Origin of the sequence: Sulfitobacter sp. CW3 (assembly GCF_019392245.1) — a bacterium.
Taxonomy (GTDB): domain Bacteria; phylum Pseudomonadota; class Alphaproteobacteria; order Rhodobacterales; family Rhodobacteraceae; genus Sulfitobacter.
In genome coordinates this window covers 417,713-439,123 of sequence record NZ_JAHXRL010000002.1, presented here as the reverse complement: position 1 = coordinate 439,123, position 21,411 = coordinate 417,713, and the positions used below count along the sequence as shown (strand labels likewise).

26 protein-coding genes and 1 tRNA gene are annotated in these 21,411 nt (G+C 58.1%); 13 read left to right on the top strand and 14 right to left on the bottom strand.

The genetic code is table 11. The features are described 5' to 3' along the window. The 6 genes from ureC to KZZ06_RS05500 all read right to left on the bottom strand — a co-directional run bounded on the left by ureC (nucleotide 1) and on the right by KZZ06_RS05500 (nucleotide 4,413). Complete coding sequence (gene ureC, locus KZZ06_RS05525) at nucleotides 1-1,710, bottom strand: urease subunit alpha (protein WP_219579036.1); 1,710 nt, start codon at nucleotides 1,708-1,710, stop codon at nucleotides 1-3. 25 nt (nucleotides 1,711-1,735) lie between these two features. Beyond that, a complete protein-coding gene (locus KZZ06_RS05520) occupies nucleotides 1,736-2,041 on the bottom strand; it encodes an urease subunit beta (RefSeq protein WP_219579035.1) in 306 nt (101 codons plus the stop codon). Beyond that, entirely contained in the window at nucleotides 2,038-2,223 is a 186-nt protein-coding gene (locus tag KZZ06_RS05515; protein ID WP_219579034.1) for a hypothetical protein, read from the bottom strand. Before KZZ06_RS05515 ends, KZZ06_RS05520 begins: the two co-directional genes overlap by 4 nt. A 12-nt stretch (nucleotides 2,224-2,235) precedes the next feature. Next, nucleotides 2,236-2,538 (bottom strand): urease subunit gamma, encoded by a 303-nt coding sequence (locus tag KZZ06_RS05510; RefSeq protein ID WP_008227618.1) that lies wholly within the window; start codon nucleotides 2,536-2,538, stop codon nucleotides 2,236-2,238. Between the two features lies 1 nt (nucleotide 2,539). Continuing rightward, a complete protein-coding gene (locus tag KZZ06_RS05505) occupies nucleotides 2,540-3,340 on the bottom strand; it encodes an urease accessory protein UreD (RefSeq protein ID WP_308340003.1) in 801 nt (266 codons plus the stop codon). A gap of 179 nt (nucleotides 3,341-3,519) precedes the next feature. Next, entirely contained in the window at nucleotides 3,520-4,413 is an 894-nt protein-coding gene (locus KZZ06_RS05500; protein ID WP_219579032.1) for a helix-turn-helix domain-containing protein, read from the bottom strand. 61 nt (nucleotides 4,414-4,474) lie between these two features. On the opposite strand from KZZ06_RS05500, the gene pobA reads away from it, so the two are divergent. Next, entirely contained in the window at nucleotides 4,475-5,644 is a 1,170-nt protein-coding gene (gene pobA / locus KZZ06_RS05495; protein ID WP_219579031.1) for a 4-hydroxybenzoate 3-monooxygenase, read from the top strand. Between the two features lie 81 nt (nucleotides 5,645-5,725). On the opposite strand, the gene KZZ06_RS05490 is transcribed toward pobA, so the two are convergent. The 4 genes from KZZ06_RS05490 to KZZ06_RS05475 form a co-directional block, all read right to left on the bottom strand. Further along, nucleotides 5,726-6,706 (bottom strand): zinc-binding dehydrogenase, encoded by a 981-nt coding sequence (locus tag KZZ06_RS05490; protein ID WP_219579030.1) that lies wholly within the window; start codon nucleotides 6,704-6,706, stop codon nucleotides 5,726-5,728. 19 nt (nucleotides 6,707-6,725) lie between these two features. Beyond that, nucleotides 6,726-7,319, bottom strand: coding sequence for a TetR/AcrR family transcriptional regulator (locus tag KZZ06_RS05485; protein ID WP_219579029.1), 594 nt, complete (start codon nucleotides 7,317-7,319; stop codon nucleotides 6,726-6,728). A gap of 182 nt (nucleotides 7,320-7,501) precedes the next feature. Continuing rightward, nucleotides 7,502-7,577: transfer RNA gene (locus KZZ06_RS05480), tRNA-Ala, on the bottom strand. Nucleotides 7,578-7,694: 117 nt separating this feature from the next. After that, nucleotides 7,695-8,018 (bottom strand): TIGR02300 family protein, encoded by a 324-nt coding sequence (locus KZZ06_RS05475; protein WP_219579028.1) that lies wholly within the window; start codon nucleotides 8,016-8,018, stop codon nucleotides 7,695-7,697. A 112-nt stretch (nucleotides 8,019-8,130) separates the two neighbouring features. Here KZZ06_RS05475 and KZZ06_RS05470 point away from each other — a divergent pair, with 112 nt between their 5' ends. The 3 genes from KZZ06_RS05470 to KZZ06_RS05460 are packed head-to-tail and all read left to right on the top strand — an operon-like array spanning nucleotide 8,131 to nucleotide 9,966. Beyond that, a complete protein-coding gene (locus tag KZZ06_RS05470; protein WP_219579027.1) occupies nucleotides 8,131-8,820 on the top strand; it encodes a M48 family metallopeptidase in 690 nt (229 codons plus the stop codon). Between the two features lie 23 nt (nucleotides 8,821-8,843). Continuing rightward, complete coding sequence (locus tag KZZ06_RS05465; protein WP_219579026.1) at nucleotides 8,844-9,278, top strand: VOC family protein; 435 nt, start codon at nucleotides 8,844-8,846, stop codon at nucleotides 9,276-9,278. A 37-nt stretch (nucleotides 9,279-9,315) separates the two neighbouring features. Continuing rightward, nucleotides 9,316-9,966 (top strand): GntR family transcriptional regulator, encoded by a 651-nt coding sequence (locus tag KZZ06_RS05460; protein ID WP_219579288.1) that lies wholly within the window; start codon nucleotides 9,316-9,318, stop codon nucleotides 9,964-9,966. Between the two features lie 60 nt (nucleotides 9,967-10,026). On the opposite strand, the gene KZZ06_RS05455 is transcribed toward KZZ06_RS05460, so the two are convergent. The 3 genes from KZZ06_RS05455 to KZZ06_RS05445 all read right to left on the bottom strand — a co-directional run bounded on the left by KZZ06_RS05455 (nucleotide 10,027) and on the right by KZZ06_RS05445 (nucleotide 12,720). After that, nucleotides 10,027-10,989, bottom strand: a complete 963-nt coding sequence (locus KZZ06_RS05455; protein ID WP_219579025.1) for an acetyl-CoA carboxylase carboxyltransferase subunit alpha — start codon at nucleotides 10,987-10,989, stop codon at nucleotides 10,027-10,029. Between the two features lie 65 nt (nucleotides 10,990-11,054). Further along, on the bottom strand, nucleotides 11,055-11,654 hold the full coding sequence (locus KZZ06_RS05450; RefSeq protein ID WP_219579024.1) for a LysE family translocator: 600 nt from the start codon (nucleotides 11,652-11,654) through the stop codon (nucleotides 11,055-11,057). Between the two features lie 106 nt (nucleotides 11,655-11,760). Further along, nucleotides 11,761-12,720: an L-malyl-CoA/beta-methylmalyl-CoA lyase gene (locus KZZ06_RS05445; RefSeq protein WP_219579023.1), complete on the bottom strand. Its 960-nt coding sequence runs from the start codon at nucleotides 12,718-12,720 to the stop codon at nucleotides 11,761-11,763. Between the two features lie 249 nt (nucleotides 12,721-12,969). Between KZZ06_RS05445 and dgcN the strand changes: the two genes are divergently transcribed. From dgcN to KZZ06_RS05425, 4 genes are all read left to right on the top strand, one after another. Beyond that, on the top strand, nucleotides 12,970-13,971 hold the full coding sequence (dgcN, locus tag KZZ06_RS05440) for an N-acetyltransferase DgcN (RefSeq protein WP_219579022.1): 1,002 nt from the start codon (nucleotides 12,970-12,972) through the stop codon (nucleotides 13,969-13,971). A 45-nt stretch (nucleotides 13,972-14,016) separates the two neighbouring features. Further along, a complete protein-coding gene (gene dgcA, locus KZZ06_RS05435; RefSeq protein WP_219579021.1) occupies nucleotides 14,017-14,982 on the top strand; it encodes an N-acetyl-D-Glu racemase DgcA in 966 nt (321 codons plus the stop codon). A 3-nt stretch (nucleotides 14,983-14,985) separates the two neighbouring features. Beyond that, nucleotides 14,986-15,846, top strand: a complete 861-nt coding sequence (locus tag KZZ06_RS05430; RefSeq protein WP_219579020.1) for a D-amino-acid transaminase — start codon at nucleotides 14,986-14,988, stop codon at nucleotides 15,844-15,846. Between the two features lie 248 nt (nucleotides 15,847-16,094). After that, nucleotides 16,095-17,039, top strand: a complete 945-nt coding sequence (locus KZZ06_RS05425; RefSeq protein ID WP_219579019.1) for a glutathione S-transferase family protein — start codon at nucleotides 16,095-16,097, stop codon at nucleotides 17,037-17,039. 91 nt (nucleotides 17,040-17,130) lie between these two features. Here the strand turns inward: KZZ06_RS05425 and KZZ06_RS05420 are convergent, their stop codons facing one another. After that, on the bottom strand, nucleotides 17,131-17,442 hold the full coding sequence (locus KZZ06_RS05420) for a DUF1244 domain-containing protein (protein ID WP_219579018.1): 312 nt from the start codon (nucleotides 17,440-17,442) through the stop codon (nucleotides 17,131-17,133). A gap of 311 nt (nucleotides 17,443-17,753) precedes the next feature. On the opposite strand from KZZ06_RS05420, the gene pyk reads away from it, so the two are divergent. The 5 genes from pyk to pheS all read left to right on the top strand — a co-directional run bounded on the left by pyk (nucleotide 17,754) and on the right by pheS (nucleotide 21,392). Next, nucleotides 17,754-19,199 (top strand): pyruvate kinase, encoded by a 1,446-nt coding sequence (pyk, locus tag KZZ06_RS05415; RefSeq protein WP_219579017.1) that lies wholly within the window; start codon nucleotides 17,754-17,756, stop codon nucleotides 19,197-19,199. Between the two features lie 44 nt (nucleotides 19,200-19,243). Further along, nucleotides 19,244-19,471, top strand: a complete 228-nt coding sequence (locus KZZ06_RS05410; protein WP_219579016.1) for a hypothetical protein — start codon at nucleotides 19,244-19,246, stop codon at nucleotides 19,469-19,471. 117 nt (nucleotides 19,472-19,588) lie between these two features. Continuing rightward, entirely contained in the window at nucleotides 19,589-19,789 is a 201-nt protein-coding gene (gene rpmI, locus KZZ06_RS05405) for a 50S ribosomal protein L35 (RefSeq protein ID WP_008228149.1), read from the top strand. Nucleotides 19,790-19,804: 15 nt separating this feature from the next. Further along, nucleotides 19,805-20,170 carry a 50S ribosomal protein L20 gene (rplT, locus tag KZZ06_RS05400; protein WP_219579015.1) on the top strand — a complete coding sequence of 122 codons (366 nt, stop codon included), beginning with the start codon at nucleotides 19,805-19,807 and terminating at the stop codon, nucleotides 20,168-20,170. Nucleotides 20,171-20,318: 148 nt separating this feature from the next. Continuing rightward, nucleotides 20,319-21,392, top strand: coding sequence for a phenylalanine--tRNA ligase subunit alpha (pheS, locus tag KZZ06_RS05395; RefSeq protein ID WP_219579014.1), 1,074 nt, complete (start codon nucleotides 20,319-20,321; stop codon nucleotides 21,390-21,392). Nucleotides 21,393-21,411: the final 19 nt, after the last annotated feature.

The following is a 21,411-nucleotide window of genomic DNA, read 5'->3' as shown; positions in this document are numbered from 1 at the left end:
TCAGAACATGAAATAGCGTTGTGCCATGGGCAGGGTTTCGGCGGGTTGGCAGGTCAGCAATTCGCCATCTGCGCGCACCTCGTAGGTTTCGGGGTTTACCTCGACCTTGGGGGTGGCCGAATTGTGGATCAGGTCCGATTTCCCGATATTGCGGGTGTTTTTGACGGCGATGGTCTGCTTGGACAGGCCAAGGCTATCACGCAACCCGTTTGATTGTGCGGCCTCAGAAATGAAAGTGACGGCACAATGCTGCAACGCGCTGCCGTACGCGCCAAACATGGGGCGGGTATAGACAGGCTGCGGCGTGGGGATCGACGCGTTCGGGTCGCCCATTTGTGCCACGACGATCATGCCCGACATTAACACCATTTCGGGTTTCACACCAAAAAACGCAGGGTTCCACAGCACCAGATCGGCCTTTTTACCAACCTCGATCGACCCGATCTCGCGGCTGACCCCGTGGGCAATTGCGGGGTTGATCGTGTATTTCGCGATGTAGCGTTTGACGCGGAAGTTGTCGTTGTCGCCGGTTTCCTCGGGCAGACGCCCGCGCTGTTTGCGCATCTTGTCGGCGGTTTGCCATGTGCGGATCAACACCTCGCCCACGCGGCCCATCGCCTGACTGTCGGACGCGATGATCGAAAATGCGCCGATGTCATGCAGGATATCCTCGGCGGCGATCGTTTCGCGCCTGATCCGGCTTTCGGCAAAGGCGACGTCTTCGGGGATCGATTTATCAAGGTGGTGACAGACCATAAGCATGTCCAGATGCTCTTCTAGCGTGTTCACTGTAAAGGGGCGCGTCGGGTTGGTGGAGGACGGCAAAACATGTTCTTCGCCGCAAATCTTTATTATATCGGGTGCGTGTCCGCCACCCGCACCTTCGGTGTGGAAAGCGTGGATTGTGCGGCCTTTCATGGCGGCCAGCGTATGTTCGACAAAGCCGGATTCGTTCAGCGTGTCGGTATGGATCATCACCTGCACGTCCATGTCATCGGCGACCGACAGGCAGCAATCAATCGCGGCAGGTGTGGTGCCCCAATCCTCGTGCAGTTTCAGCGAACAGGCCCCGGCATTGACCATCTCGACCAACGCGCCGGGCTGGCTGGCGTTGCCCTTGCCCGATAGGCCGATGTTCATCACCACGCCGTCCATCGCCTGCAACATCCGCCCGATGTGCCACGGTCCGGGGGTGCAGGTGGTGGCAAGCGTTCCATGGGCAGGACCAGTGCCGCCGCCGAAACAGGTAGTCACGCCGGAATGCAGCGAATCCTCCATCTGCTGGGGCGCGATAAAGTGGATGTGGCTGTCAAACCCGCCCGCGGTCAGGATCCGGCCTTCGCCCGCGATGATTTCGGTTCCCGGTCCGATGATGATGTCGACGTTGGGTTGTGTGTCAGGGTTGCCTGCTTTGCCGATGCCAGCGATCCGCCCGTCTTTCAGCGCGACATCCGCCTTGTAGATGCCGGAATGGTCCACGATCAGCGCGTTGGTGATCACGGTATCGACCGCCCCATTCGCTCGCGTGACCTGAGACTGCCCCATCCCGTCGCGGATGACCTTGCCGCCGCCGAATTTAACCTCTTCGCCATAGGTCGTCAGGTCGCGCTCGACCTCGATAATCAGATCGGTATCGGCCAGACGTAGACGGTCGCCCGTGGTCGGGCCGTACATGGCAGCATATTCAGAGCGGGGCAGTTTGGTGGTCATGGTCGATCTCTTTCCTCTTTGCGCGTTAAAGCGCGCCCATCACAGCGGCGTTAAACCCGAAAACCTTGCGGTCGCCTGCGAGCGGGATCAGGTTCACCTCGCGGCGCTGGCCGGGCTCAAAACGCACGGCGGTGCCAGCGGCAATGTCCAGACGGCAGCCGTGGGCGGCGGTGCGGTCGAAATCCAGCGCGGGGTTGGTTTCGGCAAAATGATAGTGGCTGCCGACCTGCACGGGGCGGTCACCGGTGTTGGCCACCATGAGCGTGATCGCCTCGCGACCCGCGTTCAGGGTGATGTCACCATCAGCGCAAAAGATTTCGCCGGGGATCATTTGCGGGCCTTCGCAGCAGCTTTGATACGGGCGCGTAGGGCGATTGCTGCGGCGGTGCCGATTACGGCGAGGCCCATGAACACCGGCATCCATTCGGCACCGTGCGGGGCGATGTGCAAGCCGGGGTGCGCCAACGCAGGAGAGGCCAAAAGCAAAGCGGGCAGGATCATCAGATGTTTCATATCGGGGCCTTTCTAGCGGATAGGATTGTGGACGGTGACCAGCTTGGTCCCGTCGGGAAAAGTGGCTTCGACTTGGACGTCGTGGATCATCTCGGGGATACCCTCCATGCATTGGTCGCGGGTGATGACTTGAGCGCCCGCTTGCATCATGTCGGCGACACTGCGGCCATCACGCGCGCCTTCGACCACGGTGTCGGTGATCAGGGCGATGGCTTCGGGGTGGTTCAGTTTCACGCCACGGGCAAGGCGCTTGCGGGCGACCTCGGCTGCCATTGCGATCAGCAATTTGTCTTTTTCGCGGGGGGTTAGCTGCATGTCAAAGCATCCATGTTTTGGGTGGGGCCGCGCCGTGCAGGCGGGCAATGATCGGCACCAAAGACTGGCGCAGGATGTAACTGTCGGGGGCAAGGACGCGCGCATAAAGCACGCCGGGCCGGATCAGACTGGCACCGGCTGTCGCAGGCAGCAGCGCACGCAACGGGCCAAGCAGGCCCTCGGCATCGGCGGCGGCATAGATCACGCTGGCCATGGCGAACTGGCCCGCTGCGGTGGCAGGGCCCGCCATTTGCGCAGCGATATCGCCTGACAGGCGCACGGCATCGGCAAAGATCAGAACGCCATCGCGGCGAATAGTGATGTTGTCGGCAAAACTGCCCGTGGTCAGGGTTTCGCCCATCGAGACACGGCCAAAAACCAGCGGTTCCACCCCAAAGAAGGTGGCATCGGGGGCCAGATCAACGTCCAATCGCCGTTGCAAGGCGGCACCGTTGAAGAGAATCGTTTCTTGGGGGAGCCAGTCGATCCGCGCAGCCTTTGCCACATGCAGTGTGCTGGTCAATTGCGCGGGGGGGCCGGGCTGCGCCAGGTAAACACGTTCGGCCGCTTGGGAGGTCAGTGTTAACCGGCTGTTTGGCCCGGCGTCTGCGCGGATTGTCAGACGATCGCCGCCTGTCATCCCGCCAGATGTGTTCAGAAAAACGCCCGTCAGGCCCGTCGCGTTGGCGCGTGGAAACAGCGCCTTGAGGCATCCGGATTGATACAAATCGCCCAGCACCGACGCATCGCCATATGTCTTGCTGGTCACAGACAGATCGCCCAAGGCGCGGGGCTGTGACACTGCGTCTGGCACAAGATCGATATGTGTCGCGATGTTAATGGGCCCCTCCCGTCGTGGTGCTAAAAGCCTGATCATGGATAACGGAATTCGCTGTCGAGGCGATGGTAAACGGCTGCGTTCGGGTAAATATCAGGCTAATTTTTGCGCCTTGCACAATTTTTAGGCACGCTAAGGGCGGCTTATGGCTGGCTGACAAATCGCTGCCGGTAGACCGACGGCGTTTCCTGTTGGACTGCCCGAAACCGCCGCGAGAAATAGGAAGGATCGGTAAATCCAAGCCTGTATCCGACCTCGGCCACCGAAAGCTGGGTGAAAGCCAGTAACCGACATGCCTCTTGGATGATATGTGCCTCGATATATGCTGAGGCGGATAATCCGTTGGCGGCGCGGCACAGGCGGCTTAGGTGCCCGGTGCTCAGGCCCATTTTTGCGGCATATTCCTGCACGCGCCATCCAGCGGTTTGGGGATCGCTGATTAACTGATCAAGCTGTGCGAGCCTGCGATCACGTTTGGTGCCAGCTGGCCCATGCGGATTAGGGTTTAGGGCGGCGGTGATTGATAAAACCGCATGTGCCAATCCCAAGGCAGTTTGCGTTCGGTAAGGGCCGCCATCCGCCAATGTGGTGTCGAGCAGGGTCATCAGCGTTAGCAGTTTTGCGTCAGGCGTCGTGACAAACGGCAGCGATAGGGCGCGTGCAACTTCGTCATTTGCGGGGGCGATGCTGCGCAGCACGGAGATGGGAAATGACTGCACCATCCCTTGGGTGTTCGGGGCAAATGCAAAGCTGTGAACGGCCTGCGCAGGAACATAGAACAGCTGGTTATCGGAAAGTTCGAATTCCTGCCCGTCAACGACGGAGGTTGCATGGCCGGTTTGAATGAAAAACACCTGCGCCAATTGCGCATGTCGATGCGGCGCGATGCGCCATCCATGATCCGGTGCGCGGTCCTTGATATGTTCGCAATGTACCACATCGGGGAAAGCGTCGGTTTCACCATAAAGCATGTATTCTGGGATAGTCGGCAAATTCATCATGCACGCATAGTACCAGCGAATGCGCTGCCGGTCCATTCACGCAACACTCCAATCGTCCTATTTTCCCTTCAACATCACGAAGGGAAATAAGCACGTTATGAAAACCGAAGTCGTCATAATCGGGGGTGGCCCTTCGGGTTTGCTTTTGTCGCAACTGTTAAACCGTGCAGGCGTTGACACCGTTATTCTGGAACGGACCTCGCGCAAGCGTGTGTTGGACCGCATCCGGGCAGGTGTGCTGGAAAGCGGCACCGTGCAATTGCTGCGCGAGGCAGGGGTCGGTGACCGCATGGACCGCGAGGGTATCCCGCACGAGGGGTGTTACCTGACCGATGATGATCTGATGGTGCGGATCAATTTTCACGAACTGACCGGCAAAAAGGTGATGGTCTATGGCCAGACCGAGGTAACGACCGATCTGTATGATGCCCAAGATGCGATGGGCACGCGCATTATTCACGACGTCGATGATGTGGTGATCAACGATGTTACGACAGGTGCGCCTTATGTCGAGTATACCCATGACGGCACGCGCCAGCGCATCGACTGCCAGTTTGTGGCGGGGTGCGACGGATTCCACGGGGTCAGCCGCCAGACCATACCGGCGGATAAACGCGAGGAATTCGAACGGGTTTACCCCTTTGGGTGGCTGGGCGTCTTGTCACGCACACCGCCAGCCAATCACGAACTGATCTATGCCAATTCACGCCACGGCTTTGCACTGGCGTCGATGCGCAATGAAAACCTGTCGCGCTATTATGTGCAGGCCCCGCTGACCGACAAGGTCGAGGACTGGAGCGATGACCGCTTTTGGGAGGCCCTGAAGATGCGCTTGCCCAAAGAAACCGCCGATGCCTTGGTGACAGGCCCGTCGATCGAAAAATCAATCGCGCCGCTGCGGTCGTTTGTCAGCGAGCCGTTGCGTTGGGGCAATCTGTTTCTGGTCGGCGATTCTGCACATATCGTGCCGCCCACGGGGGCCAAGGGGCTGAATCTGGCTGTGTCGGATGTGTATTATCTGCACGATGCCTTAATTGCCGCGCTCAAGAAGGGCGATCACGCTGGCGTCGACAGCTATGCAGACCGCGCGTTGGCGCGTATCTGGAAGGCGATGCGGTTTAGCTGGCAGATGACCACAATGCTGCACCAGTTTGACGGCGAAGACAGCTTTGCCGCGCAGATGCGCAAGGCGACCCTAAGCCATCTGTCGCAAAGCGAAACGGCACGCCGTGATTTGGCCGAAAACTACATCGGTTTGCCGTTCTAGACAGGTGTCCAGTCGTAACAAAAAAGCCCGGCCTTTGAGCGTCTCAAGGGGCGGGCTTTCTGTTTTCTTGGGCGTGGCGGTTTAGCCGCGGATCATGACTTTGCCGGCGCGGCCCGGCGTTAGGGCCGCTTTCATTGCCTTGGCAACATCATCCAGACCAAAGACGCCACCGTCTTCCAGCACCAGTTCGCCTTTGGCGGCCAGCGTAACCAGCTCCGTGATCAAGCGTTTACGCTCTTCCGGGTTCATATCGCCGCTGACGCGCGAGCCCCAGAACCCTTTAACGGTGATGTGCTTCATGATCAGCGCACCCGACGACAGCGGCATTGGCGCGCCTGTTGCGGTGCCGAAAACGACCAGTTCACCATCGAGGCCCAGCAGTTCAACCAGATCGGCAGAGATATCACCGCCCACCGAATCGATTGCGGAGGCGGCACCAGCGGCACCAATGATATCACGCGACTTTTGTACCCAATCCGCGTCGGATGTGGATAGAACGTTTTCGATCCCCATGTCGGTCAGCTCTTTCACCGCTTCGTCGCGGCGCACGAGGTTCAACAGATTGATCCCGCGCGCCTTGGCCAGTGTCACCATGATCTTGCCCACTGCGCCATTGGCGGCGGTTTGGATGATCCAATCACCCTTTTTGGCCCTTAGGGTTTCCAGCAGTGAAATGGCACTGAACGGCATCGCGATCAACTGCGCACCTGCGACGTCCGAGATCATGTCGGGCAGGGGCAGCACACCTGTTGCGGGGGCCACGAAATATTCGGCCCACGTGCCATGCACACCCGCGATGGTGACGCGCTTGCCGATCATGGCATCGTCAACACCCTCGCCGACCGCCTCGATTGTGCCCAACGCCTCTGAGCCGCCAATCGCACCGGGCAGTTCCGGCTTGTAGCCATAATTGCCACGGATGGTCCACAGATCGTGGTTGTGGATCGGCGACAGGGTCATTTTGATCAACACCTCGCCCGCGCCGGCGGTAGGTTTGTTAACCTCAACAGCGTTCAGTACGTCAATTGGTTCGCCGAATGAATCGTGAATTGCAGCTTTCATGTGTCTTCTCTTCTTTAGGTTATGATGTTGAAAGGGTTTTGTTTGTTTCAAACAGGGCCCGCCGCAGCGGGGTTTCATCGCGCGCAAGCTTGGCCAGAATCGCGGCACCGAGCCATTTCGCATACAGCATCTGTGCGGTGGACTGCGGGTCATCGATGGCTACTACGGACCCGTCTTTGGCCCCCTGGATCAGCAGCGCGGCGATCCGGTTAACCAGCGCGGCGACGCCATCATCAAGAACCTGACGCATGTCTTCTGACAAATCGGCCACTTCTGCACCCAACTTTACGACAAGGCATTGGCTGGCAATGCCTTCGGCCCCGGCATGCGTTAACCACGCCGACCAGAAAGCGGTCAGTTTGTCATGGGCAGTTCCCGGACCATTTGACAGCGCATCGACCCGACCAAGATAGTCGGCGACGTAATCTGTCAGCAAGGCTTGGCCAAAGGCCTCCTTTGACGGGAAGTAGTAATAGAACGATCCCTTGGGAACGTCGCTTTCCTTAAGAATACGGGCCAATCCCACTGCGCCAAAACCGTGATGGCTGACAAGGGTGCGCCCCGCCGTCAGGATTTTTTGTCGCGTCTGATCTGATTTCTTTTGCTCTGTCATAGAGCGTAGATAATGAGTAATAGACCAGTCGTCTAGTGAGGCTCACGAAAACGTTTTGTGCGATGGGCTCAAAGGTATTTCGGGGGATTACTAGGGGGTATTTAATTGTCAGAGCGCAAATGCGCGCAAGCCAGCCCAAAATCTGGTGCTAGGGTCGTGCTGGGAAAAAGGGGGGGGTGGTTTGGTGGAGCCTAGCGGGATCGAACCGCTGACCTCCTGCATGCCATGCAGGCGCTCTCCCAGCTGAGCTAAGGCCCCATCGTGGATCAATGATCCGGTAGTATTCGCAACCCGGGATGGCTGCTGCGCCGCTGAATAGGCGCAAGCGAAGGCGGGATCAAGAGGAAAATCCACTCCCGCCTTCGTAAAGTTCAATCAGTCGTCGTCGTTGGCGGCAACGTCCGCGATTTCTTCAAGCGGAACTGTATCTTCATCGTCGTCGTCGTCGTCCAGAATATCGTCATCCAGATCCACATCTACGTCGTCGTCATCTACCAGTACGTCGTCCTCGTCATCACCTTTTTTGGCTTTGGCTGTGACGGCATCTTCGGCATCGGCGGCGATCATACGGGACTTGGAGTTGTCGATCTCGACAACCTCACCGCTGTACGGGCTGATGATCGGATTTTTATTCAGGTCGTAGAACCGCTTGCCCGTTGTGGGGCACAGGCGCTTGGTTCCCCATTCTTCATTGGGCATCGAAGTCCCCTTTTTGAAAGTGTTGTTGCGTATAGATGATTCAGGCCAAGTGCCATATGAGATAGGAACTGTCAAAGGCAATCGCCACCCTGTATTCGCCCGAAAGCCCTAAATGCCCGATCCGTTCCTGCCCGGTAATCCGCCAATCCCGCTTATCCTGCGCCGTTCCGCACAGGCCAAGCGTATATCTTTGCGTATCTCACAGCTGGACGGTCGCGTGACGCTGACCCTGCCCAAGCGCCTGAAAGAGACCGAGGGCATCGCATTCGCCCGCGAGAAAGAAGACTGGATTCGCAAACATCTGGACGCGCGCGGTGCCGATGTGCCAATCGGCATCGGCGCTGAATTTCCGTTGGGTGGTCGCATGGTCCAGGTGGTTCAGGGGCAGGGCCGGCGCGTTCAACTGGGCGAGGATACAATCGCAGTGCCGGGCCGCGAAGACCGCGTGCCCGTAAGGCTTGCCGCGCATTTGAAAGAACTGGCGCGGGACCGTCTGACGGGCGCTTGCGATGACTACGCCGCAGCTTTGGGCCGACCCTACAGCAAGCTAACCCTGCGCGACACGCGGTCACGGTGGGGGTCGTGCACGTCAGATGGCGGGCTGATGTTTTCGTGGCGCTTGATACTGACCCCGCCCGAGGTTCTGGACTATGTCGCCGCCCACGAGGTCGCCCATCTGGCGCAAATGAATCATTCGCCCGCCTTCTGGGCCGAGGTCGAACGAATCTATGGCCCCTACAAAGATGCACGCGGCTGGCTGCGCCAAAACGGCAGTGATTTGCACCGGTATCGATTTAGTTAGAATAGTACGTATCGGAGCTGCTCATGACACACCCTCACATCGCTGCATTGGTTCCCGAACTTTCATGTAGTGACTTCAAGCGGAGCCTGAAATTCTATACAGTAATCCTTGGGTTCGAGGTGCTATTCGAAAGGTCTGAGCGTGGTTTTGCTTTTTTGGCTCTCGGGCAGGCGCAAATAATGCTTGAGCAATCAAATGGTTATTGGGACACCGGACCATTGGAGCACCCATATGGGCGGGGCATAAATTTCCAGATTGTGGTCCCAGACCTGCAGCCGATTGTGGCGCGTCTTTCTGCATCAAAGGTTCCGCTGTTTCAGAACCCCGAAACGGCGTGGTATCGTATCGACACGGTCGAACGCGGTGTAATGGAAATTCTGGTACAGGATCCGGACGGCTATCTGCTTCGGTTTAGCCAGTTAATTGGTGATCGACCCGTCGCACCTGATCAAGCTTGACGTTGACGTGATCCCTTTTTGTGATCACAACGGCCATATGAACCTGAACCCTCGCCCCCTTGATGCGAATCCTTTGGCGCATGACCGTGTGTATCGGCAATTGCGCAGCCGTATTATGCATGGCGATCTGCCGCCGGGCCATGCGCTGACATTGCGGGGGATCGGTAAGGATTACGAGGTCTCAATGACGCCCGCCCGCGAGGCTGTGCGCCGTCTGGTCGCCGAAGGCGCGCTGACGATGTCAGCCTCGGGTCGCATATCCACACCGGAACTTAGCAACGAGCGCATCGAGGAACTGGCAGCGCTACGCGCCTTGATCGAGGTCGAGCTGGCCAGCCGTGCCCTGCCGCGTGCGCATTTCGCCCTGATCGACCGGCTTCAAACGATAAACAATGCTGTGTCCGAAGCGGTCGCACATCGTGATGCTGTAAGCTACATCCGCACTAATCTTGAGTTTCACCGCACTTTGTATTTGCGCGCGCAGGCCCCTGCGATGCTGGCAATGGCAGAAACCGTCTGGCTGCAAATGGGGCCAACCATGCGGGCGCTATATGGCCGTTTGCGCCGGACCGAGCCGCCTCATTTCCACCGGTTGATTATCGCTGCGCTGCGTGCAGGGGACGAGCCAGGCCTGCGCCTTGCGGTCAGAACCGACGTGACCCAAGGGTTGCGGATGCTGGCGACCTGAGCCGGACTTTTGAAAAAGTCCGAACCGTTTTCTTGCTAAGAAAACGACACCCGCCTCAGATTATGCCGCCAGACCTTTTGCACCCAGATCCATGAATTTGGCCCGCCGGTCAGAGATCAGCGCCTTGCTGTCTTTGCCGCTCAGATCCTGCAACATGCCTTCAATCGCTTTGCCGACAGCTTTAATCGCACTGGCCGGATCGCGATGTGCTCCGCCACGCGGTTCGGGAATGATGCGGTCATTCACGCCAAGCTGTTTCAAATCTTGGGCCGTCAGGCGCAACGCCTCGGCTGCCTCGCGCATTTTCTCGGCATCTTTCCACAAGATCGACGCGCAGCCTTCGGGGGAAATCACCGAATAGACAGAATGCTCAAGCATCGCCAAGCGGTTCGCCGTCGCAAACGCAACAGCCCCACCAGAGCCGCCTTCGCCGATGACCACCGATACCAACGGCACGCCGATTTGCAGGCATTTTTCGGTCGCACGGGCGATGGCCTCGGATTGGCCACGCTCTTCGGCACCTTTGCCGGGATAGGCACCGGGGGTGTCGACCAAGGTAATCACCGGCAAACCGAACTTGCCTGCCAGTTCAAACAACCGCACCGCCTTGCGATAGCCTTCGGGCCGGGCCATGCCAAAATTCCGTTCAATCCGTGACTTGGTATCGTTGCCCTTTTCATGGCCGATCACCATGACAGGCATGTCATTGAAACGGGCAAGGCCGCCCATCACGGCCAAATCATCCGCAAAATTGCGATCCCCGGCAAGCGGAGTGTAATCGGTGAACAGCGCTTCGATGTAGTCTTTGCAATGCGGGCGATCGGGATGCCGTGCCACCTGGCACTTTCGCCAAGGCGTAAGGGACTTGTACAAATCGTCCAACATCTGGTGGGCTTTTTTATCCAGCGCCTTCGCTTCGGCGTTGACATCCATTCCTTCCGAAGACCGTGCAAGGGCGCGCAATTCTTCTGCTTTGCCCTCAATCTCGGCGAGTGGTTTTTCAAAATCCAGATACTGTGTCATCACATGCTCCGCGTTAGGTTATGCGCTATATGGCGTTGATTTGCTGCCTTTGCAACGCGGCGCTTTCAGGTGGCAGGCCAAAGCACGGGCAGCAGTGACGCAACCAGCAAAGCGGCCATTGTCCAGTTAAATACCCTCAAACGCCGTGGGTTGGTCAGAAAACGCGCCATTTCTTTGCCAAGTACGGTCCACATTGTCACCGACGGAAACGCCATGAGCGCCACGACACAGGCCGTTACAAGCAAGGGACCAAAATCGGCATTGGGTACGTAAATCGTGATAATACTTAGCCCAAAGGCCCACGCCTTGGGGTTGACCCACTGAAAACCCGCCGCCTGAAGAAAGCTCATGGGGCGACCGGTTGCCGCCGCTTGCTGTGCGGGGCCAGCGGTCGCAATCTTGTAGGCGAGGAAAAGCAGATAAAGGACGCTCAATACCTTGAGGACGGTATAGATAACCGGAAAGGCATCAAACACCCGGATCAACCCAAGCCCGACCAAAACCAGCATAGCCATAAAGCCAAAGGTGATCCCCAGCATATGCGGGACAGTCCGCGCAAAACCGTAATTTGCGCCCGATGCCATCAGCATCAGGTTATTCGGCCCCGGTGTCATGGACGTTATGAGCGCAAATAGCGCGAGGGCTGAGAGTACATCAAAAGTCATACCCACCTGATGCCCGAACTCGGCACCCGCGCCAAGCCCCCCTTTCTCTGGCTGAAAAATATCCCGGGGGGTGCGGGGGGCTGGCCCCCCGCGTGTAATGATGAAGTCAGCGTGCCGCGATCATTTCAGACTGACGCACAATAACTTCGGCCTGTTTGATGCTAGCAATGTCGACCAACCGGCCTTTGTAAACCGTGGCACCCTCACCGTTTGCCTTCGCGGTCTCCATCGCGGCTAGAATCTCGCGCGCTTCGGCAACGGCTTCCTCCGAGGGGGTAAAGACCTCGTTCGCGACGGCGGTCTGCTTGGGGTGGATCGCCCATTTGCCGACCATGCCCAAAGTGGCCGACCGCCGCGCCTGCGCGCGGAAGCCTTCGTCATCCGAGAAGTCGCCAAACGGACCATCGACCGGCAGCACACCATGGGTGCGGCAGGCGGCAACAATTGCAGTCTGCGCCCAGTGCCACGGATCAGACCAGTGCTTGACCCCGTCGCGCAGCATATAATAGTTTTCCTGTGTCCCGCCGATGCCGGTGGTCTGCATACCCATGGACGCGGCGAAATCTGCGGCACCCAGGCTCATCGCCTCAAGCCGCGGGCTGGACGCTGCGATCTCTTCTACATGGGCAATGCCTGCAGCCGATTCGATGATCACTTCGAACGCGATCCGCTTGGTCCGCCCCTTGGCTGTTTCAATCGCGGTTACCAGCGCATCAACGGCATACACATCCGCAGCACAGCCCACTTTCGGGATCATGATCTGGTCCAGGCGTTCGCCAGCTTGTTCCAGCAAATCAACCACGTCGCGGTACCAATAAGGGGTGTCGAGCCCGTTGATCCGGACGGACAATGTTTTGTCGCCCCAATCCACATCGTTGATTGCGTTGATAATGTTGGCACGTGCGCTGTCCTTGTCCGACGGTGCGACGCTGTCTTCCAGATCAAGGTTGATCACGTCAGCGGCCGAGCTGGCCATTTTTTCAAACAAGGCAGGACGGGACCCCGGTCCAAACAGCTGGCAGCGGTTGGGACGTGCAGGTGGCGTCGGCTGGATGCGAAAGCTCATGATCGGGTTTCCTCGGGTAATAATGTTACAAGTGGGTTGCTTGAGTTGGTATTAAATTACACAGCGGGTCGCAAGTCTGATTTCGCAGGTGCAGCATTGCGTCTTGCGTGGCTTGCACAAATATTCGACAAAAACATGAATATGCACATTATTATTTCGCAATTCGTTGCTGGGTGGGCAGACTTGCAATCCTCTTGTGGGTAGAAACAGCGAAAATGACGCAAACCAATTTTGCCGGAGCACGTAGCCATGATTGAAACACCGTATCTTCTTTTCCTGGGCGACGCGCCCGACCAGCTGGCTGTGAAAGTCGCGCAAGGCATCAAGGACTGGCGTCCGGACAATGCTGTGGCCCAGTTCCGTATGGAGGGATGCAAGGCCGATCTGGGGCTGGCAGACATGACATTGGCGCAGGCAAAAGAAGCGGGTGCAAAGACGCTTGTGATTGGCGTCGCCAACCGTGGCGGGATCATCAGCGAAGCCTGGAAATCGGTTCTGCTCGAAGCGCTTGATCTGGGTTTTGATCTGGCATCGGGGTTGCACAACCTCTTGCGCGACGAGGCCGATCTGGTCAGTGCGGCAGTCCAGAACGGGCGCAGCTTGCATGATGTGCGCATCCCGTCGGTAAAATACCCCATCGCGAATGGCGTTAAGCGCAGTGGCAAGCGGGTGCTGGCCGTGGGGACGGATTGTTCCGTGGGCAAGATGTATACTGCATTGGCACTGGATGCCGCGATGCAGGAAAAGGGGATGAAAAGCACCTTTCGCGCCACCGGACAGACCGGGATTTTGATCACTGGCGAAGGTGTCCCCTTGGACGCCGTCGTCGCGGATTTCATGGCCGGATCGATCGAATATCTGACGCCGGACAATGACGATGATCATTGGGATGTGATTGAAGGGCAGGGCAGCCTGTTCCACGTGTCCTATTCCGGCGTGACGCTTGCGTTGATCCATGGTGGCCAGCCCGATGCGTTGGTCCTGTGTCACGAGCCAACGCGCAAAACCATGCGGGGCTTGCCGGATTATGCATTGCCCAGCCTGGAAGATGTGCGCGATACAGCGCTGACATTGGCGAAGTTCGCCAACCCCGCGTGCAAAGTTGTTGGCATTTCGATAAACACCCAGCACATGTCAGAGGCCGAGGCAGACGCGTATCTGGCCGAGGTGGAAGAGCGTCTTGGTTTGCCTGCTGTTGATCCGTTCCGCCAAGGGGCCGCTAAATTGGCAGACGCATTGGCGGCCCTCTGACCGGCCCTTCGGGGAGAGTTTATTTGGCAAAATGAAGGAGCGGGTATGCGTATAGAAGTAAGCCGCGATGTGTTTCGGTTGGCGCAGGTGTTCACGATTTCGCGCGGGTCGCGGACCGAGGCGCAGGTGTTGACGGTGCGGGTGTCCGACGGTGGCGTGACGGGCTGGGGCGAATGTGTGCCCTATGCGCGTTATGACGAGACGCTAGAGAGTGTGGCGGCGGAGATCGAGGGCCTGCCTGCCGCGTTCTCGCGGGCTGACCTGTATGATCTGTTGCCAGCGGGTGCGGCGCGCAACGCCGTGGACTGCGCGTTGTGGGATCTTGAGGCCAAACAGGCAGGTAAACGGGTTTGGGAGCTGGCCGGCTTGCCAGCGCCGGGGCCGGAGATTACGGCCTATACTCTTTCGCTGGACACACCCGCGAAGATGCAGGCGCAGGCGGCTTTGCATGCGCATCGGCCCTTGCTGAAGATCAAGTTGGGCACGCCCGACGACATGCCGCGGCTTGAGGCGGTGCGCGCAGGGGCCCCTGACGCGCAGATTATCATTGATGCGAACGAGGGTTGGTCGGCCGGGGTATACGCCGATCTGGCCCCGCATTTGGTGCGGCTTGGGGTGTCGCTGGTCGAGCAACCTTTGCCAGCCGGGGAAGATGATGCGCTGATCGGGATGGACCGGCCTGTGCCTGTTTGTGCCGACGAAAGCTGCCATGATCGGGCCAGTCTGCCCAAGTTGAAGGGCAAATATGATGTCGTGAACATCAAATTGGATAAAACCGGCGGGTTGACCGAAGCGTTGGCCTTGCGCGATGCGGCGCTGGCCGAAGGCTACGGCGTCATGGTCGGCTGCATGGTCGGGTCGTCGCTTGCTATGGCCCCGGCGACCTTGGTGGCGCAGGGCGCGCAGGTCGTAGACCTTGACGGGCCGTTGCTTCTGGCCGAAGACCGCGAGGACGCTTTGATATTTGACGCAGCCGGGGTGCATCCGCCCACGGCCAAGCTTTGGGGATAAGACATGCGGACTGTTTATGTGAATGGCGAATACCTGCCCGAGAACGAAGCCAAGATTTCGATCTTTGACCGCGGGTTTCTGATGGCAGACGGGGTGTACGAGGTTACATCGGTTCTGGATGGCAAGTTGATTGACTTTGAAGGCCACGCCATCCGTTTAAGCCGTTCGCTGAACGAGTTGGAAATGCGCAACCCGATCTCGAAGGACGATCTGCTTGAGGTGCATCGCGAATTGGTTCGCCTGAACGAAATCGACGAGGGGTTGATCTATTTGCAGGTCACGCGCGGGTCTGACGGCGACCGCGATTTCGCCTTTCCTGATCCTGAAACGACCGAGCCGACGATTGTGCTGTTCACCCAGTCCAAGCCCGGCATGGCCGACAGCCCTGCCGCGAAAAAGGGTGCCAAGATCATCAGCATCGAAGACATCCGCTGGGGCCGTCGCGACATCAAGACGGTGCAGTTGTTGTATCCGTCGATGGGCAAGATGATGGCCAAGAAGGCGGGCTGCGATGATGCGTGGATGGTTGAGGATGGTTTCGTGACCGAAGGCACCAGCAACAACGCCTATATCGTTAAGGGCAACAAGATCATCACCCGCGCGCTGAGCAATGATATCTTGCACGGCATCACCCGCGCCGCCGTTCTGCGTTTCGCCAAAGAGGCGCAGATGGAAGTGGAGGAACGTAACTTTACCATCGACGAGGCCAAGCAAGCGGATGAGGCGTTTACCACATCCGCCAGCGCGTTTGTGATGCCCGTGGTCGAGATTGACGGCGTTATGCTGGGCGACGGCACACCGGGCCGGATTGCACCGCGCCTGCGCGAGATCTATCTGGACGAGATGCGTAAGGCGGCTGTTTAAGCCACTGTCTATGGTCGCATGATCAGGAACGCTGTTGATGCAGCGTTCCTGTTTCTAAGCCGCCGATATTCACCGAATTTGTTTGGGTTCGAACCCAGCTTGGCCTTGTGCCTGAAACTTCAAACCCGCCGTGATATTTCGCCAGACCCTTGCGGTTAAACTGGCACCGTCGGGTGGCAATGTAAGAGGCTATCTCGGTCAGGTGAGGGGTGCTATGGGTTGGGCCGCAAAACAATAAGGATTTCCAAGTGCCTGCCCCAAGCTCCGAAGTTATTTTTCACGCCTACCCGCAATCACCTGTTGCTGAGAAGGTGAGGGTCGTTTTTGGTATCAAAGGTTTGACGTGGCGCAATGTTGAGATCCCGCGGTTGCCGCCCAAGCCGATGCTGACGACCTTGACAGGGGGCTACCGTCGGACGCCCGTGATGCAAATCGGGGCTGATATTTATTGCGATAGCCAATGTATCATCCGCGAACTTGACCGGCGGTTTCCGTCGCCGACCCTTATGCCGACAGACGATCAGGGCCTGATGTGGTGCCTTAGCCGGTGGACCGATGGTGCCTTGTTCGATCAGACGGTCAGGCATGTTCTGGGATCGGCTGGGGATAAGCTGGACAAAGATTTCGCGGCGGACCGCGGGCGGCTTTATCTGGGCGAAGACTGGGCCGAAGGATTGCGAAAGGCCAATGCCGATTTGCCGCATCTTGTTGCGCAAGTACGTGCGCCTTTGTCGTGGCTTAATGCGCAACTGTCGGACGGTCGCGACTTTTTGTTGGGACAGGCACCTGCCGCGATTGATGCGCAGTTTTATCATGTCGTGTGGTTTTTGCGCGGGCGCTGGGCGGATGGTCCTTCATTCCTGTCGGAATTCACCCATCTGGTACGTTGGGAAGAGAATATTCAGGCAGTCGGCCATGGCACCCAGATTGCGCTAGACCCGCAAGATGCCATTGCGCTTGCCCGCGATCTGGGGCCTGTTTCAGAAACGGGTGTGGCCGCGAACGAACCTCAGGGGCTTGAGGTGGGTATGCCTGTCACAGTGATGCCTGACGTTAACGGTGGCGAGCAACCGGTCGCTGGCACCGTCCGTTTTGCAAATGCCGAGAGTATCGCAATCGAGCGGAGCTCTGACGAGGTTGGCACGGTTTGTGTGCATTTCCCGCGTTCCGGTTACCGCGTCGATGTAGTCTGACCGCTAATGGGTCAAATGTTGCGGAAGGCACAACGCCTTCCGCATATTCACGGACCGCCAGAATCCGGTCAGCTTCTACAACGTGAAAGCGCTATTTTTGGCCGACATTTTCCTCGAACGCGACTTTGAACGCCTCTTGCTTCTCGGGTTTGGCATCCGTTTGGTAGTTGGCTTTCCACTCGTCCATTGTCATGCCGTAAAACAGCTCGCGGGCTTCTTCTTTGCCCATGTCGATGCCGCGTTCGGCAGCGGCTTCTTGATACCAGCGCGACAGGCAGTTCCGGCAAAACCCGGCCAAATTCATCATGTCGATGTTCTGCACATCGGTGCGGTCTTGCATTAGGTGTTGTTTCAGGCGGCGAAAGGCGGCGGCTTGCAGTTCGATCTCGGTTTGTGTGGGCATGATGTCTCTCCTGTTTGAGATCAAAGTTGGGCTTGGGTCCGCGTGGTGTCAAGGATCGGGACCAGTGGCAGCTGCGGCTAGATCATCGCGCAGTTCGTTTGAAAAGGCGATGCCGGTCATATTGCTGAAACCATTTGACGTATAGTTCTACGCGAGGGGCAGGCGACGGGTATTGTGGGCCGCATTGCGCGATTGATGTTACCGCTAACCTATTTACTATCCCCTCTGGGCGACTCCCGTGCTAAAGAAGGGTGAACTTGGGTAAATTTGGGGCCAATGACCGGCCCGGCTGACGAAGGATGACGTAAAGTATGAAACGCACACGCAATGTAAAAATAGTCGCTACCTTGGGGCCTGCCTCTGATACGCATGAGATGATCTCGGCTTTGCATGCGGCGGGTGCGGATGTGTTTCGCCTGAACATGAGCCACGGCAGCCATGATGAAATTCGCATCAAGCATAAGATTATCCGGCAGGTCGAAAAGGAAACCGGATCGACCATCGGTATTCTTGCCGATCTTCAGGGGCCAAAGCTGCGCGTTGGTGTGTTTGCGGGCGACAGCGAGCTGTTGGTCGAAGGCGCGCCATTCCGGTTGGATCTGGACGAGGCAGAAGGCAACGCAAGCCGCGTATGCTTGCCCCACCCCGAGATTTTTCAGGCGCTGGAACCCGGTGCAAGCCTTTTGGTAAATGACGGTAAAATCCGTCTTAAGGTCAAAGATTGCGGTGCTGATTTTGCCAATTGCGAAGTGGTGATCGGGGGCGTGATTTCGAACCGCAAAGGCGTGAACGTGCCAGATGTGGTGCTGCCCCTTGCGGCGCTGTCTGACAAAGACCGCGCTGATCTAGAGTTCGTCTGCGAACTGGGTGTCGACTGGCTCGCGCTCAGCTTTGTTCAGCGCCCCGAAGACGTTCTTGAGGCGCGCAAACTGGCCAAGGGTCGTGCTGCGTTGCTGTCCAAAATCGAAAAGCCATCTGCGGTTGCCCGGTTTGAAGATATTCTAGAGGTCAGCGACGGCATCATGGTGGCGCGCGGCGATTTGGGGGTCGAGCTGCCGATCCAGAACGTCCCGCCGATCCAGAAACGTCTGGTCCGCAAATGTCGTGCGGCGGCAAAGCCGGTCATCGTTGCGACGCAGATGTTGGAATCGATGATCGAAAGCCCGATGCCAACCCGTGCCGAAGTCTCGGATGTGGCCACCGCCATTTACGAAGGGGCCGATGCGGTGATGTTGTCCGCAGAATCCGCTGCCGGTTCTTATCCAATCGAAGCTGTACGGACGATGGACAATGTCGCCACCGAGGTCGAGCTTGACCCCACATATACGCAGATCATCGAAGCATCGCGTACCGCTGACCGTATGACGGTTGCGGACGGTATTGTCGCGGCCGCGCGCGAGATCGCTGAAACCACAAACATCAAGGCGATCTGCTGTTTCACCCAAAGCGGTACAACGGGCCTGTTGATCGCCCGCGAACGTCCTCGGGTGCCAATTATCGCGCTGACACCACTTGCCAAGACTGCCGGCCGGCTTACGCTCAGCTGGGGTACCAACTGCGTCGTCACCGAACGGCTTGACCGGTTCAAAAAGGCCGTTGTCAGCGCCGTGCGTGCCGCCCGCGACGAAGGCTATGCCGAGCCGGAAGATATGGTGGTTGTGGTAGCGGGCGTGCCCTTCAACGTCGAAGGCAGTACGAACATCTTGCGCGTTGCACCTTGCGATGAAAGTTTGATTTTCAGCGCCGATCCGGACTAACCTGCGCCGCAAGGTGACATTAATTCGGTAAGGGCGAACATTCCATGGACACTGATCTTGCTTTGGTTCTGGGTCTTGCCCTTGCTGTGCTGTCGATCCCATCCATGGTGTCCGCGTTTGCCGACAGCCGCGCGCCGCGCGTTTCGGTTGTCACTTTGGTGATCGCGGTCGGGTTGATTGTATATGCCCTGATCAGCCACCCCGAGGGGTACGGACCGAGCGATATTCCCGATGCGATCGTGCATGTGATCGCCCGGTACAAATTCTGGTAACGCTTTTGGGCTTGCCATAATTCCCGGTCCGACCTATACGCCAGCTTCGTTCCGCGCGTCCGGCCCACGTGGCATGCCGAGTCGCGCATCTACCGAACTCAAGTCAAGGAGACGGAAATGCCCAAGATGAAGACCAAGTCGAGCGCTAAGAAGCGCTTTAAAGTATCGGCGACCGGTAAGGTCATCGGCAGTCAGGCCGGCAAACAGCACGGCATGATCAAGCGGAGCAACAAGTTCCTGCGCAACGCACGTGGCACGACAGCATTGTCTGCGCCAGATGCAAAGATCATCAAGGGCTTCATGCCCTACGACCGCTAAGATAGGAGAGCCGATATGTCCCGTACAAAAGGTGGTGTCGTCACCCACGCCCGTCACAAGAAGGTAATTAAAGCAGCCAAAGGTTACTATGGCCGCCGCAAGAATACCTTTAAGGTCGCGCGTCAAGCCGTCGACAAAGCAAACCAATATGCAACCCGTGACCGCAAGAATCGCAAGCGCAACTTCCGCGCATTGTGGATCCAGCGGATCAACGCTGCTGTGCGCAGCCATGACGAAGCGCTGACATACAGCCGCTTTATCAATGGTCTGTCCCTTGCAGGCGTCGAAGTAGACCGCAAGGTTCTGGCCGATCTGGCCGTGAATGAACCAGACGCGTTCGGTGCAATTGTTAAGCAAGCACAAGACGCACTGGCCGCGTAAGCGCCATTCGCATCTTAGAAATAATGAAACGCCGCTCTGATCTCAGGGCGGCGTTTTACGTTGTGGGGTGGCGCGGTTTTTGCCACGCCGCCTTGTATTCGGGCGCAATTCTGGTAGCACCAGCCAGAACAAAAGACATGAGGCCGATATGGACGACCTGAAAGCGAAATATCTGGGCCAGATCGCTGGTGCCGCTGACGAAGCCGGGCTGGAAGACATCCGTCTGGCCGCCGTGGGTAAAAAGGGCGAAGTCGCGTTGAAAATGCGTGAACTGGGCAAGATGACCCCGGAAGAACGCCAGACCGTTGGCCCCGCACTGAATGCGCTGAAAGACGAGATCAACTCGGCCCTTGCTGCCAAAAAGGCGGCTTTGGGTGATGCCGCGCTGGACGAGCGTCTGCGCAGCGAATGGCTGGACGTGACATTGCCCAGCCGTGGCACACGTCAGGGCACGATCCACCCCGTCAGTCAGGTGACGGAAGAAGTCACCGCAATCTTTGCCGAGCTGGGTTTTTCCGTTGCCGAAGGGCCGCGCATCGACACGGATTGGTATAACTTTGACGCGCTGAACATCCCCGGCCACCACCCCGCGCGCGCCGAGATGGACACGTTTTACATGGCCCGCGCCGAGGGCGACGACCGTCCGCCGCATGTATTGCGCACGCACACCAGCCCCGTGCAAATCCGCACGATGGAGGCCCAAGGCGCGCCCCTGCGCATCATTTGCCCCGGTGGTGTGTACCGCGCCGATTACGACCAGACCCACACGCCGATGTTCCATCAGGTCGAAGGTCTGGCGATCGACAAAGACATCTCGATGGCGAACCTGAAATGGACGCTCGAAGAATTCTTTGCCGCGTTCTTTGAGGTCGACGGCATCAAAACCCGTTTCCGCGCCTCGCACTTCCCGTTCACCGAACCATCGGCCGAGGTCGACATCCAGTGTTCCTGGGTCGACGGCCAGTTGCGCATCGGCGAAGGTGACGGCTGGATGGAAGTCCTTGGTTCCGGCATGGTCCACCCCAAGGTGCTGCAAGCGGGCGGGATCGACCCGGCTGAATGGCAGGGCTTTGCCTTTGGCATGGGCATCGACCGCATCGCGATGCTGAAATACGGCATCCCCGACCTGCGCGCTTTCTTTGATTCAGACCTGCGCTGGCTGCGCCACTACGGGTTCGCCAGCCTTGACCAGCCGAACTTGCATGGTGGTTTGAGTAGGTAAGCAAAGCCCGCGTTATCGG